This is a genomic window from Shewanella sp. WXL01 (assembly GCF_012263345.1).
Classification (GTDB): domain Bacteria; phylum Pseudomonadota; class Gammaproteobacteria; order Enterobacterales; family Shewanellaceae; genus Shewanella; species Shewanella maritima.
Genome location: NZ_JAAIKQ010000002.1, coordinates 351,304 through 364,648 on the forward strand (window position 1 = coordinate 351,304; position 13,345 = coordinate 364,648).

General features: G+C 45.3%; 14 protein-coding genes. 11 read left to right on the plus strand and 3 right to left on the minus strand.

Annotated features, from left to right (window positions below; all coding sequences use genetic code 11):
* The first annotated feature begins 21 nt into the window (after positions 1–21).
* From truA to G3R49_RS06740, 6 genes are all read left to right on the plus strand, one after another.
* Complete coding sequence (gene truA, locus G3R49_RS06715; RefSeq protein WP_167869099.1) at positions 22–807, plus strand: tRNA pseudouridine(38-40) synthase TruA; 786 nt, start codon at positions 22–24, stop codon at positions 805–807.
* 96 nt (positions 808–903) lie between these two features.
* Positions 904–2,265, plus strand: a complete 1,362-nt coding sequence (gene folC, locus G3R49_RS06720; RefSeq protein WP_210147135.1) for a bifunctional tetrahydrofolate synthase/dihydrofolate synthase — start codon at positions 904–906, stop codon at positions 2,263–2,265.
* A 34-nt stretch (positions 2,266–2,299) separates the two neighbouring features.
* A complete protein-coding gene (gene dedD, locus G3R49_RS06725) occupies positions 2,300–3,007 on the plus strand; it encodes a cell division protein DedD (RefSeq protein WP_130597681.1) in 708 nt (235 codons plus the stop codon).
* Between the two features lie 195 nt (positions 3,008–3,202).
* On the plus strand, positions 3,203–3,691 hold the full coding sequence (locus G3R49_RS06730; protein ID WP_130597680.1) for a CvpA family protein: 489 nt from the start codon (positions 3,203–3,205) through the stop codon (positions 3,689–3,691).
* Positions 3,692–3,725: 34 nt separating this feature from the next.
* A complete protein-coding gene (purF, locus tag G3R49_RS06735; protein ID WP_130597679.1) occupies positions 3,726–5,240 on the plus strand; it encodes an amidophosphoribosyltransferase in 1,515 nt (504 codons plus the stop codon).
* Between the two features lie 355 nt (positions 5,241–5,595).
* Positions 5,596–5,979, plus strand: a complete 384-nt coding sequence (locus tag G3R49_RS06740; protein ID WP_130597678.1) for a VOC family protein — start codon at positions 5,596–5,598, stop codon at positions 5,977–5,979.
* 230 nt (positions 5,980–6,209) lie between these two features.
* Here the strand turns inward: G3R49_RS06740 and G3R49_RS06745 are convergent, their stop codons facing one another.
* Positions 6,210–7,445, minus strand: coding sequence for an FtsX-like permease family protein (locus G3R49_RS06745; RefSeq protein WP_167869100.1), 1,236 nt, complete (start codon positions 7,443–7,445; stop codon positions 6,210–6,212).
* Positions 7,445–8,125 carry an ABC transporter ATP-binding protein gene (locus tag G3R49_RS06750; RefSeq protein WP_167869101.1) on the minus strand — a complete coding sequence of 227 codons (681 nt, stop codon included), beginning with the start codon at positions 8,123–8,125 and terminating at the stop codon, positions 7,445–7,447. The genes G3R49_RS06745 and G3R49_RS06750 overlap by 1 nt, the downstream gene beginning before the upstream one ends.
* Positions 8,126–8,228: 103 nt before the next feature.
* On the opposite strand from G3R49_RS06750, the gene G3R49_RS06755 reads away from it, so the two are divergent.
* Together G3R49_RS06755 and G3R49_RS06760 are read left to right on the plus strand one after the other, a co-directional pair.
* On the plus strand, positions 8,229–8,837 hold the full coding sequence (locus tag G3R49_RS06755) for a DUF3299 domain-containing protein (RefSeq protein WP_130597675.1): 609 nt from the start codon (positions 8,229–8,231) through the stop codon (positions 8,835–8,837).
* On the plus strand, positions 8,834–9,292 hold the full coding sequence (locus G3R49_RS06760; RefSeq protein ID WP_130597674.1) for a hypothetical protein: 459 nt from the start codon (positions 8,834–8,836) through the stop codon (positions 9,290–9,292). Before G3R49_RS06755 ends, G3R49_RS06760 begins: the two co-directional genes overlap by 4 nt.
* Here the strand turns inward: G3R49_RS06760 and G3R49_RS06765 are convergent.
* Positions 9,285–9,941, minus strand: coding sequence for a DUF2796 domain-containing protein (locus G3R49_RS06765; RefSeq protein ID WP_167869102.1), 657 nt, complete (start codon positions 9,939–9,941; stop codon positions 9,285–9,287). The two genes, G3R49_RS06760 and G3R49_RS06765, sit on opposite strands and share 8 nt — an antisense overlap.
* Positions 9,942–10,303: 362 nt before the next feature.
* Here G3R49_RS06765 and G3R49_RS06770 point away from each other — a divergent pair, with 362 nt between their 5' ends.
* The 3 genes from G3R49_RS06770 (at position 10,304) to G3R49_RS06780 (ending at position 13,276) form a co-directional block, all read left to right on the plus strand.
* A complete protein-coding gene (locus tag G3R49_RS06770) occupies positions 10,304–11,638 on the plus strand; it encodes a dihydroorotase (protein ID WP_167869103.1) in 1,335 nt (444 codons plus the stop codon).
* A 71-nt stretch (positions 11,639–11,709) separates the two neighbouring features.
* Entirely contained in the window at positions 11,710–12,270 is a 561-nt protein-coding gene (locus G3R49_RS06775; RefSeq protein WP_130597672.1) for a DapH/DapD/GlmU-related protein, read from the plus strand.
* The gene (locus G3R49_RS06780) at positions 12,260–13,276 is read left to right on the plus strand and encodes a GTP-binding protein (protein WP_167869104.1); all 1,017 of its coding nucleotides are present in this window, start codon (positions 12,260–12,262) and stop codon (positions 13,274–13,276) included. The genes G3R49_RS06775 and G3R49_RS06780 overlap by 11 nt, the downstream gene beginning before the upstream one ends.
* Positions 13,277–13,345: the final 69 nt, after the last annotated feature.

Sequence of the window (13,345 nt, forward strand, 5' to 3'; positions counted from 1 at the left end):
CGGCTTTAAGGTAATTCATTAATGCGCATTGCATTAGGCGTCGAATATGACGGCAGTAAATATTTTGGCTGGCAACGCCAGGCAGACGTAGATTCAGTTCAAGCACAATTAGAAAAAGCACTCAGCTATGTAGCTAATGAGCCTATTGAGCTATTTTGTGCGGGTCGCACAGACTCTGGCGTTCATGGAACTGGTCAGGTGGTGCATTTTGACACCACAGCAGTGCGCCCAATAAAGGGTTGGACTCGCGGCATTAACACTCAGCTGCCCGATGATATTGCGGTGCGCTGGGCTAAAGAAGTACCAGACGATTTCCATGCCCGCTTTAGTGCAACGGCTAGACGCTATCGTTACATCATCTACAACCACAGCTTACGCCCTGGCATTATGCGCCAAGGGGTGAGTCATTATCATGGCGATATTGATGAGAGCCTAATGCACCAAGCTGCTCAGTACTTGCTGGGTGAGCAAGACTTTACTAGTTTCCGCGCGATTGGTTGTCAGTCAAACACGCCATTTCGTAATGTTCATCATGTCAAAGTGACCCGACAGGGCATGTATATCATGGTCGATATTAAGGCTAATGCCTTTTTGCATCACATGGTGCGCAACATTGTTGGCTCATTACTTGAGGTCGGCCTTAAGAATCAAAAGCCTGAGTGGATAGCACATTTACTAGCGGTTAAAGACCGTAATCTTGCCGCCGCTACTGCCAAACCTAATGGTTTGTATTTGGTTGATGTGACGTATCCACAAGAGTTTGATTTACCTAAGCTGGCATTGGGTCCGCTATTCATGCTCGATTGATATTGCTTCATGCTTGTGATCATAAATGAGCCAAAAGCCTATAACCGCCCCCTATAACTACTAGTAACAATAACAACCATATTCGGGATCGCACACTTGAATACATCAGCCAAGCAAACCATTGACTTAACAAACGCTAGCCTAAACAATTGGCTTGAGCACTTGCTCGCCATTCACCCAGCAGAAATTGATATGGGGTTAGGGCGCGTGTCGCAAGTCGCTAACAAGCTTGGCATCGACAAACTGCCAAATTCACAAGTGATTACCGTGGCAGGCACTAATGGCAAGGGCACCACCTGCGCCTTGCTTGAGTCGATTTTACGTCAAGCGGGTAAAAGTGTTGGGGTTTACAGCTCGCCACACATTCACCAGTTTAACGAGCGTATTCGCGTTAATCAGCAAGATGTGAGTGATGAACTCATCATTGAGGCGTTTCAAGCGATTGAGCAAGCACGCGGCGATATCACTATCACCTACTTTGAGTTTGCAACCTTGGCTGGGCTTTACGTCTTTGGCAAAACTCAGCCAGATGTCGTGCTGCTTGAGGTCGGCCTTGGTGGTCGGCTCGATGCCACTAATCTGATTGATTCTGATGCGACCATCATTACTGCAATTGACCTTGACCATCAAGAATACCTAGGTGATACCCGAGAAGATGTTGGCCGCGAAAAAGCAGGTGTAATGCGCGCTAATTGCTTGAGCATTATTGGTGAGCCAGATTTGCCAGAGTCAGTTATGGCTGTTGCTAAAGATATTGGCAGCCTTGTACGCCGAGTAGGGCATGATTTTAGCTACCAGTTAAATGAAGTTAACCCTGGTGAAACACTCCCTTATGATGAACGCCGGCTCAATGATGGACACAGCTGGCGTTTTAGCTCGGCAAGCGCCGAGTATCACCAGTTGCCTGTACCAAGTCTACCGCTGCCTAATGCTGCCAGTGCACTAGCGTTAATTAGTGAGTTTTGGCCTGAAATTACATTTGAACAAATCACCCAAGGTTTTGCAAAAGCAACGCTTTCAGGGCGAATAGAGCAGGTGAGTGAGCAGCCAGTTATTCTGTTAGATGTTGCTCACAATCCTCATGCGGCAAGGTATTTAGCTGTGCAATTACAAAGATACCAAGCGCAAGGCATGAATATTCGCGCTATTTGCGGCATGTTAAAAGACAAAGACATTGCCAGCGTTCTAGCTTGTTTTGATGGCGTGATATCTCACTGGGACATGGTGAGCCTAGACAACCCTCGCGGTGCAACGGCAAATGAACTCACAGCTGCACTGCAATCATGTGACTTGAAACAACAAGTTTCACTAAATCAATTTGATAGCATGGAACTTGCGTGGCAAAGTATGGTGACTTCGGTATCATCATCCGATAGCCAAGCAAATGAACTTATTATTGTATTTGGCTCATTTTTTACGGTTGCCGCGTTCCAAGCTTGTTTTCAATCAATGCCTTAAGCTGCCAACGACAACGAATTAATAGGATTTTATTGTGGATCGTCAATTTCAAAACCGCCTTGTCGGCACCATAGTATTGGTGGCGCTTGGGGTGATTTTCTTACCCGATTTATTAGATGGCAAAAAAGCCCAAGTTGTTGAAGAGTTTACTGAAATTCCGCTGCGCCCAATGAATCAAGGTAATGTTAACGAGCCGCATTATAGCGATGATGACTTTCAGGTTATCGACATTCCACAAGGGCAAGACTTAGGTGAGCTTGATGCGCAGTCAGCAGACCAAAGCGCTGACCAACCCATAGCGGCGACAACACCTGAAGCTAACACTTCAAAAGCTGCTGGCTCTAGCAATGAGTCAAAAAGTAAGCCGAGTACAGAGTCCAAACAACAATCAAGCTCTCAAGAAAAAGCCCAGCCAAAAGCTGAAAAACAAGTTGCTGCAAAACCTAAACCTGTCGCAGGGCAAATTAAGCCTGTTGCTGGTGAGATAAAACCTGTGAGTGCGGGTTACACCTTACAACTTGGCGGCTTTAATAATGCCAAGAATGTGTCAGCATTGATTGCGCAGCTTAGGCTGTCTGGCTACACCGCATATACGGTTCCTGCTAAACCAGTAGATGGCAAGTTAACCCGTGTATTTGTTGGGCCTGAAACCAATAAAGCCAAGCTTGAAAAGGCGCGCGATCCTATTCGCAAGCTCACGGGATTAGAAGGTAAAATTGTGCCGTTTAGCCCAACAAACTAAACAACCAAGTCGCCCAATATCAGTCGATATTGGGCGTAACTTTAACCGCGCGCTTGTACAGGTTTTTATTTGAGTTGAACTCAAAATCATTGTTCTCATTTTCGCATGAATAATTCGTACAACTAAAGGTGAGAAACTTGGTTTACTTTGCTAGAATCGCGCCCGTCTTAACCCTGATACCGGATCCTTATCTCCATGGTGTGGATTGATTACGCAATTCTAATTGTTATTGGCATGTCGACCTTGATCAGCTTGGTCCGTGGTTTTGCCAAAGAAGCGATGTCGCTTGTTGTCTGGTTTGCCGCCTTTTTTATCGCAAGCCAATTTTATCCCCAGCTAGCTGGCCACCTTACTCAAATTAGTGATGAATACATCAAAAACGGTGTGGCAATTGCCATTTTGTTTGTGGCGACCTTAATCCTAGGTGCACTCGTTAATTACTTATTAGGTCAGCTTGTTTCTAAAACCGGTTTATCAGGAACCGACCGCGTATTAGGCCTGTGTTTTGGTGCTATTCGCGGCGCGCTTATTGTCAGCGCAATCCTATTTTTCATGGACGCATTTACTCAGCTCAACCAACAAGATTGGTGGGCTGACTCAGTACTTGTGCCCGAATTTGGTGTGGTGATTCAGTGGTTCTTCGACTATATGGAAAACACATCAAGCTTTGTACCCAAGCAATAATTTTAAAAAACACTTCTAATGAGGAACCTTACCCATGTGTGGTATCGTCGGAATAGTAGGCAAATCGTCAGTTAATCAAACCATTTATGATGCGCTGACTGTGCTCCAACATCGCGGCCAAGACGCCGCGGGTATTGTCACCATTGATGGCAATGCATTTCGCCTACGTAAAGCTAATGGCTTAGTGAAAGATGTATTTGAAGCTAAGCACATGCAACGCTTACAAGGTCATTCAGGTATTGGCCATGTTCGCTACCCAACAGCGGGTAGTTCAAGTGCATCGGAAGCGCAGCCGTTTTACGTTAACTCACCGTTTGGTATCTCATTAGCTCACAACGGTAACCTAACCAACACCGTTGAGCTAACTCAAAGTCTGGTTGAAAAACGTCGTCACGTTAACACCACATCAGACTCTGAAATTCTGCTTAACCTACTAGCAGATGAGTTGCAGAAAACCACAAGCTTAACGCTTGAGGCAGACGAAGTATTTGATGCTGTTGCAGCTGTGCATAAGCAAACGAGTGGTGCATACGCCGTTGCGTCAATGATCATCGGTCAAGGTCTGGTTGCTTTCCGTGACCCTTACGGTATTCGTCCACTGGTTTTAGGTAAACATGAAACCGAAACTGGCACTGAGTACATGGTTGCATCAGAAAGTGTGGCACTTGATGCGGTTGGCTTTGAAGTAATGCGTGATGTTGCCCCTGGTGAAGCGGTTTACATTACTTTAGATGGTCAGCTATTCACGCGCCAATGTGCTGAGAATCCAAGCTACGCGCCATGTATCTTTGAATTCGTATACTTCGCGCGCCCTGACTCAACTATCGACAAAGCTTCTGTTTACGGCAGCCGCGTGAACATGGGTACTAAGCTTGGCGAGAAAATCAAAGCTGAGTGGGACGATTTAGACATCGACGTGGTTATCCCAATTCCAGAAACTTCATGTGATATCGCATTAGAAATTGCTCGTCACATGGATTTACCTTACCGCCAAGGTTTTGTGAAGAACCGTTACATCGGTCGTACCTTCATCATGCCTGGTCAGCAAGAGCGTAAGAAGTCAGTGCGCCGTAAGCTAAATGCAATCAACGCAGAGTTTAAAGGCAAGAACGTACTGCTAGTAGATGATTCAATCGTACGTGGTACCACATCAGAGCAGATCATTGAGATGGCTCGTGAAGCCGGAGCTAAGAAAGTGTACTTTGCCTCTGCTGCGCCAGAAATTCGCTTCCCGAACGTGTATGGTATCGATATGCCAACATCGAACGAGCTAATTGCTCACGGCCGCGATGCTGACGAAATTGCTAACATCATTGGTGCAGATGGTATCATCTTCCAAAACATCTCAGATTTAGTCGATGCAGTTGCGATGGAAAATCCTGAAATCAAGCGCTTTGAAACTTCAGTGTTTGACGGTAACTACATCACAGGTGACGTTGACCAAGCTTACCTTGATCACATCAACCAGCTACGTAATGACGATGCCAAAGCAAACCGCATGAAAGACATAGGGACTAACCTAGAGTTGCATAACGTTTGCCATCCATAAGCATTGATGCTTGTTAATCGATAAAAAACCAGCGCACGCTGGTTTTTTTGTATCTGGCCTAAAGCATTTGCTTCAATGGATGGTTATCATTCAATCAGCTTACGTTGTGATGACATTTAAAGCACGCCGTGAACACATCCGTGTGGGCTCTGTGAAAACATCCATGTTTTCAAAGGCTTTAAATGCCATCGCAACTATATGCTTTAACTTTAGTTGGTTAAGCTATGCTGCCTTCTAGGCAGCTAACATATAGCCACCTTCTTCAGAAGGTGGATTCTTTACATCTGGCTATAGTGTCCGTTTTAATACAAAGTCAAAGTCCACTAATAAGCGGCTAATAAATAAGGATGTGTTTATGAATCTAAATCAGGTGACGATTCCAGTGACGGATATGGCGGCTGCTTGTGTGTTTTATCGCAAACTAGGTATGACGCAAATTGTTGATACCGCCCACTATGCTCGCTTTCGCTGCCCACAAGGTGAATCAACGTTTTCATTAGCACTCACCTCAGAGCGTATTGAAAACCCAAGTGTTATTTATTTTGAGCATGAGCAGCTCGATGATTGGGTAGCGAGCTTAATTTCCAAGGGAATTGAAATCGCGCAGATGCCAACCGAGCAAAGCTATTTGTGGAAAGAGGCGGTGGTTATCGACCCAAGCGGTAACAAGGTTAAGCTATATTGGGCGGGAGATAATCGACTAAGCCCACCATGGCAAGTTGAACTTGGCCCGTTATAAAATGCCCGCTGATAAAGTGGTTTATAGAGCGCGAGTCTCTAGCGTTCTTGTATACAGGGAACTAGTTTATAGCTCATTGATTGATGAATCGGTGTTTAGCGAAAATGACTGCCGCACGCTACTGACAAAAGCTACTTACAAAAAAGAGCCCGCTATTTTCATAAAAATAGCGGGCTCTGACGTTAATTCTAATTAGGCTCAAGTACTAACTAATCTATTTCTTACCTAATCTACTTCTTACCTAGTCGATTATGCAATGCCGCTTTATAGGCCTCAATTGCTGGGAAAATTGCGGTAACACAGCTTGCTACTAATACCATGATCATTAAGCTAACAAGGCTTGGGCTGAGTAGGTTACTGGTAATAAACAGCCCATACTCGGTAGCAAAGAAGTCTTTCAGGGCAGTCAATGCAAAGGTCAATAAGGCGTAGCTAGTGGCAATCGCGCTTAAAGTGAGTAGCATTGCCTCTAAGAATATCAGTAGCATGATTTTCCATGGGCCTGCGCCTAATACCCTAAATACCGCAATTTCTGCCTGACGCTCATTCATTGATGCTAGCAGCATGCTAGATAAACCAAATAGGGTGGTTAACATCACCAAACCCGCGACTACTCGTAGTAGGTTTTCAACTGAGCCAACCAATTGCCAAAGCTCAGTCATTGCCACGCCCGGCAGAATTGCCATTAAGCGATCGCTTTTGTCATTGTTAAGCTCGCGCTGCATGGTAAAGGTGGCAAATTTGCTGTTTAACCCCACAAGCACCGCAGTAATACTCTCTGTAGGCAGTTTGGCATCCTGTGGGTTGGCAATCACTTGCGCGAGCCTTGATGGTGGCAAGTGAATCGCTTCAATTGCTGGCAGGCTAACATGCACGGTTTTATCCACTGGTGTGCCAGTTTTATCGAGCACGCCGCTAATTACAAATGGCGATTGGTCATGCTTGGTAAAGCTGGTGCTACCAATACCATGGGCGACTACAATTCTGTCACCCACCTTGTAGTTAAGCTTTTCTGCGACATCAGCGCCTACAACAGTTTCAAATAAACCATTAAAGCGCTCACCTTGAGAGAAAGTTAACTTACGTTTATCGCCATAGGCGAAGTGCTCAAAGTAGCTATCGTTGGTGCCAAGAACTCGAAAGCCCTTGTGCGAGTCGCCTAATGAGATAGGAATGGCCCATTTCACTTGCTCGTTATCAACGAGTTTTTGATAGCTGTCATATTTAATATTGTTGGTGGGACTGCCAAGCCTAAACACCGAATACAGCAACAGGTTTAACTGCCCACTTGGTGCGCCCACAATTAAGTCTGTGCCTGAAATGGTGCGGGTAAAGCTGGTTTTAGCCTGAGTACGCAAGTGTTCAACGCTGAGGAGTACCATTAAGCTGATGGTCAGAGACAGGAAGGTCAGCAATACGGTTTTCTTTCTGCTAAGCAGACTTTTTCTCGCTAAGGTAAGTAACATTAGGCATTTACCTCCTTGCTGATCAACGACTTAATATCCGTCTTTACATCAAAGTAGTCTTGCAGCGCACTGTCGTGGCTGACAAATATCAAGCAGGTATTGCTGCTTTTGGTCATCTCAACCAGCAAGGTCAAGAATGCATCCCTTGCTGAAGCATCAAGCGCTGACGTTGGCTCATCCACAAGCAGCACATCCGGTGAATTAATCAGAGCTCGCACAATGGCAACACGTTGCTGCTGACCAATACTTAACTGACTTACCGGCGTGGTTAATATGCCAGCGGGCAGTTTTAGCGCTTCGACCAGCTCACTTGCTTTAGCGCTAATGTCGCCTTTGTTATCAGCAAAATAGTGGGCGAGTTTAATGTTTTCTAACACGGTAAGGTAAGGAATGAGGTTAAAGGTTTGGAATACCACACCAATATGGTTAGCTCTAAACTTATCGCGCTGGCTCGCTTTCATCGTGGTGAGCGCTTGGCCCATGATTTCAATACTGCCGCTCTGCGGGGTTAACACGCCTGAAAGTAAATTAAGCAGGGTTGATTTTCCTGTGCCTGAGTCACCATGTAAAAACACGCTTTGGCCCTGGGGAACTTGCCACTGAGGAATATGAAATTGGGGGCTGTTAGCTTGTTTGTAACGATAACTAAGGTCTTTAATATTAATGGCTAGGGAAGACAAAAATCAGCCTCGTCAAATTGTAATGAGAGTTTGCAGCATCATACCATTTAATAGGAGTTATGTTATATTGTCCGCCCTAATTGGTTAAAGTTTGTGGCGAACAATGAAGAATATAATAATCGCTTTAGTCGTATTAGCGGCAGCTGCTGCAGGGGGCTATTTTTACTACGATAAGCCTGCTGAGAAGCCGGTCGTCGTTGACAAAAACTATCAAGAGTTGGTGTGGGATGCGTTAATGCCTGCAGATGAGCTAGAAATCATCTTAAACCCGCCCGAAGAAATCTATAACATTGAAGATGGCGCAAGCAATGATAATATTGATTCATTACAAGAGCTTGCTAAAAATGGTGGTGAGATAGGTCGCTATTACCAAGCCCTGACATCTGCCCGTGTAGTTGATTCTTTCAATAATGCAGATATCAAAATTCCCGGCTTTATTGTACCTTTAGTGTACAACGAGCAAGATAAGCTAACCGAGTTCTTTATCGTGCCATATTATGGCGCTTGTTTGCACATGCCGCCGCCACCGCCAAACCAAATGCTTTACTCGAAAGTAGAAGAGGGCATCGACATTATGGCGTCAACTTACTCGCCATATTGGTTTGAAGGCACAATGGCTATCGCCATGACGGAAAGAGACATAGGAAGTGCAGCTTATCAACTTGATGTTGATACTATCGTTCCTTATGTGGAACCGGAGGTCCAACAATGAAAACTGTAAAATCACTGCTGGCTGTAGGCGTTGCCCTTGGGCTTTTTAGTGCGCAAGGAGTGCAGCAAGCTCAAGCTTGTCAGTATCATTCAGGCCCAATGTTTGGTGCAATTGGTGCGCAGCACGGTCCAGGTCCAGGCAACTTCAGGCCTGTACCAAGGTTCAAGCTCAAGCACGAAGATGTTGTCACTGTGTCTGCCGGTGAGCATGGCGAAATCCCAATTCAATACCGTGTGCCGCGCTTTTATAAAGACATGGCGTTAGAGATTAAATCAGGTGCTCAATTGGTGATTGAGTCAGAGCCTACAGTGTCGCTTGAAGGCGCTGAGGGCGAATTGATTTTATCGTTTCTCGCTGAGGCAAAAGGTGCGCACAATATTGAAATGCTGGCTACAGGGATGCGCGATGGTCGTCCCTATAGCCTGATCAAGGTTATCCGCGTTAACGCTATTTAAAGCTAATCGAACTTGCCTGAGGAGTTAATGGTTTCGCTCCTTGGGCACTTCCCACAATCCACTGCGCTTCTAGCAGAGTTAATGTTGGCAATGACTTAAACAAGTTAAATTCTGCTGACGTAACTGACTTATCACACTCAAATACATAGCTAAACTCTGCATCGGCATGATTATGTTCGTCATGCTTATCGTGGTCATGATGCTCGTGCTTGTCATGATCATGCTTATCGTGATCATGGTGCTCGTGTTTGTCATGATCATGCTTATCGTGATCATGGTGCTCGTGCTTGTCATGGTCATCATGCTCGTGCTTGTCATCATGTTTATCGTGAGCATGTGCACCTAAAGCAAATTGTTTTTCCACATTATCTGTCGCTGACACGAGCTTGCAGCTAGCATTTAGGCTGACCACATCACTTGCGGTTTGAACCAGTTTGGCAAACTTAGTCACAGCTGCTTGTTGCTGTTTATCTTCAGCGCGGTGCTCGAAACCAAATGCGTTAATGGCAGGAATATTAAACTGCACATTCCACTGCTTGCCTTCATTGATGAAAAAAACTTCACCTTGGTCGTGTACGTGCTTATCAGCAGCAAATGCAGTAGGTGCGCAAATCATTGCAGCAACAAGTGTAGGGACTTTAAAATTCATAAGCACTCTCTTTAGGTCAATCTTTATTATTCGGCGATATCGTTGTTATTGCTAATACTCGACAGTAATGTTTGTGCCCAAATGATGTCAATCGACACTATGAGTCACGTACGATTAGTGTGAACTGTCAGTATTTATATACGCTTAATTTATCTCAATTATTTTCAGATTAGCGGTTAATGCACCCTCATCCGCTTGAGCTTAAAATGATATGTTGTATCATATCCATGTTAATCTGTAATAAACCGCTATTCACTAATCGATAATCGTTATTGTGAACCTAGTGCGGCAAATACTCAATAAGATCTACTCGAGTTTGCAATTAGGTTTACAACATACCCCATCAATAAAGAGTGCAAACCATGACAGCCACATTGATCAAGCATGCCAGTATCGTTAACGAAGGCAGCATTACTCAGCAAGATGTATATATAAAAGCAGGTAAAATCGCCGAAATTGCACCAAATATTGACGCAAAGCCTGGCGATACACTCATTGATGCGTCTGGCAAATATTTATTGCCGGGTATGATTGATGATCAAGTGCATTTTCGTGAGCCTGGCCTAACTCATAAAGGCAGTATCGCCACAGAGTCTCGCGCAGCGGTGGCTGGCGGAATTACTAGCTATATGGAAATGCCAAATGTTAGCCCATCAACCACCACAATCGATGCGCTTGAAAGCAAGTTTGACATCGCCGCTGCAAACTCTGCTGCCAACTACTCGTTTTATCTTGGTGCCACCGAAGACAACCTTGAGCAAATTAAACAACTTAACCCCAAGCGTCACTGCGGCGTAAAGGTATTTATGGGGGCATCAACTGGCGATTTACTAGTTGAGCATCCACAAGCGCTTGAGGCGATTTTTGAGCATTCACCTGTATTGATTGTGACCCACTGTGAAAATGGCGCTGTTATTGCCGAAAACCAGCAAAAGCTTAAGCAAGACCACTCACCGCTGACGATAGAAGATCACCCAAAACTGCGTGACGATGAATCTTGTTATGCATCGTCTAGCTATGCGGTAAACCTAGCTAAAAAACACAACAGTCAATTGCATGTGCTGCACATCACCACAGCCAAAGAACTAGACCTATTTGAAGCAGGCCCTGTTGCGGGTAAGTCAATTACTGCCGAAGCTTGTGTGCACCATTTATGGTTTAGCGCTGACGATTACGCTCTGCTCGGAAACCGCATTAAATGTAACCCTGCAATTAAATACCAAAGCGACCGTGACGCGCTGCGTAAAGCATTGCACACAGGGCAAATTGATGTTGTCGCCACCGATCATGCGCCGCATACACTTGAAGAAAAGAACGTGCCTTATGAGCAAGCGCCAGCCGGATTACCCTTGGTGCAGCATGCACTGCTTACCATGCTTGATCATGTTCAGCATCAGCGTTTAACCCTAGAGCAAGTAGTTGAAAAAACGGCGCACAATGTCGCGATTCGTTACGCTATTGAAGGGCGTGGCTATATCCGCGAAGGCTACTATGCCGACTTAGTGTTAGTTGATTTAGCGAAAACCACACCAGTGACTGATGAAAACTGTCTATACCACTGCAATTGGACGCCATTTGCTGGCCATGAATTCACATCACGAATTGCAGGCACCTGGGTAAATGGTCAGCAGGTATTTGATGGCGACAAGCTTATTGAAGCGCCAAATGCTGCAATGGCATTAGCGTTTGAGCGGTGATTTGTCATACCAATTGGGGTTAGCGCTCCTGATTTAATAGAACGAATAAAACAACATTAACGAGAACTGTCATGCTAAGAAAAAATCCAACTGGGCACATGCCTGTGGTCGCAGAAACGGCGTTTATTGATCCTACCGCCATTATTTGCGGCAAAGTCATCATTGAAGAAAACGTATTTGTTGGCCCTTATGCGGTTATCCGCGCTGATGAAGTGAACGCACAAGGCGACATGGAGCCAATTATTATTAAGCGCGACACCAATATCCAAGACGGTGTGGTTATTCACTCAAAAGCCGGCGCAGCGGTAACGATTGGCGAGCGTAGCTCTATTGCCCATCGTTCAATTATCCACGGCCCATGTGAAGTGTGCGACGATGTATTCATTGGTTTTAACTCCGTAGTGTTTTCTACCAAAATTGGTAAAGGCTGCGTTATTCGTCATAACAGTGTGGTTGATGGCTTAGACTTACCAGAGCAGTTCCACGTGCCGCCAATGACTAACATCGGCCCAGATTTTGACTTAAATACTATCTCTAAAGTACCACCAGAATATTCAGCATTTTCTGAGTCTGTGGTTTCTGCAAACCATACCCTGGTTGAAGGTTACCGGAGAATTGCTAATGAGCTCTAACCCTATCTCTCAGGTACCTACCAACATCATTACCGGCTTTCTTGGTGTGGGTAAAACCTCAACCATTATGAGCCTAATTGAGCACAAGCCAGAGCATGAACGCTGGGCAGTGCTGGTGAATGAGTTTGGCGAAATCGGTGTAGATGGCAGCTTGTTTCAAGGCCAGCATGCTGAGCAGCAAGTCTTTATCCGAGAAGTACCCGGCGGTTGTATGTGCTGCGCCGCAGGTTTGCCGATGGAGATCGCGTTAAATCAACTGCTCAGCACTGCTAAGCCAGACAGGTTATTGATTGAGCCAACAGGCTTAGGTCACCCTAAAGAAGTGCTTGAGGTGTTGTCATCTGAGCATTACCGTCAGGTATTGTCGCTGCAGCAAACCATCACTTTGGTTGATGCCCGTAAACTAGCTGAGCCTAAATATACTGAGCACGATACGTTTAATCAGCAAATTGTCATTGCTGATGTGATTGTCGGTAATAAGCAAGATCTGTATCGCGCTGATGAAGCTGAGCAACTCATTGCTTATGTCAATCAGGCTAACCCTGATGCGAAAGTGATTTTTGCCGAGCATGGTAAATTGCCGCTAAGTGCGCTTGAGGGTAAAACTCAAGGTTTATCCAACAGTACACATCATCACCACCATCATCACGGCAAACCTAAACCACTCGCGTGTGATCTGCCTATGCCAGAAAGCGGCTTGATTAAAGCCAGCAATCAAGGTGAAGGCTACAACAGTGTCGGCTGGCGTTTTGCGCCAGATAAAGTGTTCTCGCGTCAGTCATTGGTGCGTTTATTAGTTAATTTGGTGGTAGAGCGTATGAAAGCCGTGTTTATCACCGACATGGGAGTATTTGGCTACAACTTAACGCCGGACGGTATTACCGAAATTGAGCTTGATGAATGCTTCGAGAGCCGTATTGAGTTGATTTCGCAAGCTAATGCAGCCGGAAAAAGTACCATTGACGATGGCATGGAATCTCAGTTGCTGGCATGTTTGGTTGATTAGCAAGCTAAAGCATTTGTAAGCCTTTTTCGGCGTGAGCGCAAAGCACCTAGATTTAATCAAATCAGCTGT

What these genes read in the sequence shown, in the direction of transcription:
- G3R49_RS06740 (WP_130597678.1), top strand. Translation starts at nt 5,596, where the DNA reads ATGAATCTAAATCAGGTGACGATTCCAGTGACGGATATGGCGGCTGCT.
- G3R49_RS06775 (WP_130597672.1), top strand. Translation starts at nt 11,710, where the DNA reads ATGCTAAGAAAAAATCCAACTGGGCACATGCCTGTGGTCGCAGAAACG.
- purF (WP_130597679.1), top strand. Translation starts at nt 3,726, where the DNA reads ATGTGTGGTATCGTCGGAATAGTAGGCAAATCGTCAGTTAATCAAACC.
- G3R49_RS06745 (WP_167869100.1), bottom strand. Translation starts at nt 7,445, where the DNA reads ATGTTACTTACCTTAGCGAGAAAAAGTCTGCTTAGCAGAAAGAAAACC.
- G3R49_RS06780 (WP_167869104.1), top strand. Translation starts at nt 12,260, where the DNA reads ATGAGCTCTAACCCTATCTCTCAGGTACCTACCAACATCATTACCGGC.
- G3R49_RS06765 (WP_167869102.1), bottom strand. Translation starts at nt 9,941, where the DNA reads ATGAATTTTAAAGTCCCTACACTTGTTGCTGCAATGATTTGCGCACCT.
- truA (WP_167869099.1), top strand. Translation starts at nt 22, where the DNA reads ATGCGCATTGCATTAGGCGTCGAATATGACGGCAGTAAATATTTTGGC.
- G3R49_RS06730 (WP_130597680.1), top strand. Translation starts at nt 3,203, where the DNA reads ATGGTGTGGATTGATTACGCAATTCTAATTGTTATTGGCATGTCGACC.
- G3R49_RS06770 (WP_167869103.1), top strand. Translation starts at nt 10,304, where the DNA reads ATGACAGCCACATTGATCAAGCATGCCAGTATCGTTAACGAAGGCAGC.
- G3R49_RS06755 (WP_130597675.1), top strand. Translation starts at nt 8,229, where the DNA reads ATGAAGAATATAATAATCGCTTTAGTCGTATTAGCGGCAGCTGCTGCA.
- G3R49_RS06760 (WP_130597674.1), top strand. Translation starts at nt 8,834, where the DNA reads ATGAAAACTGTAAAATCACTGCTGGCTGTAGGCGTTGCCCTTGGGCTT.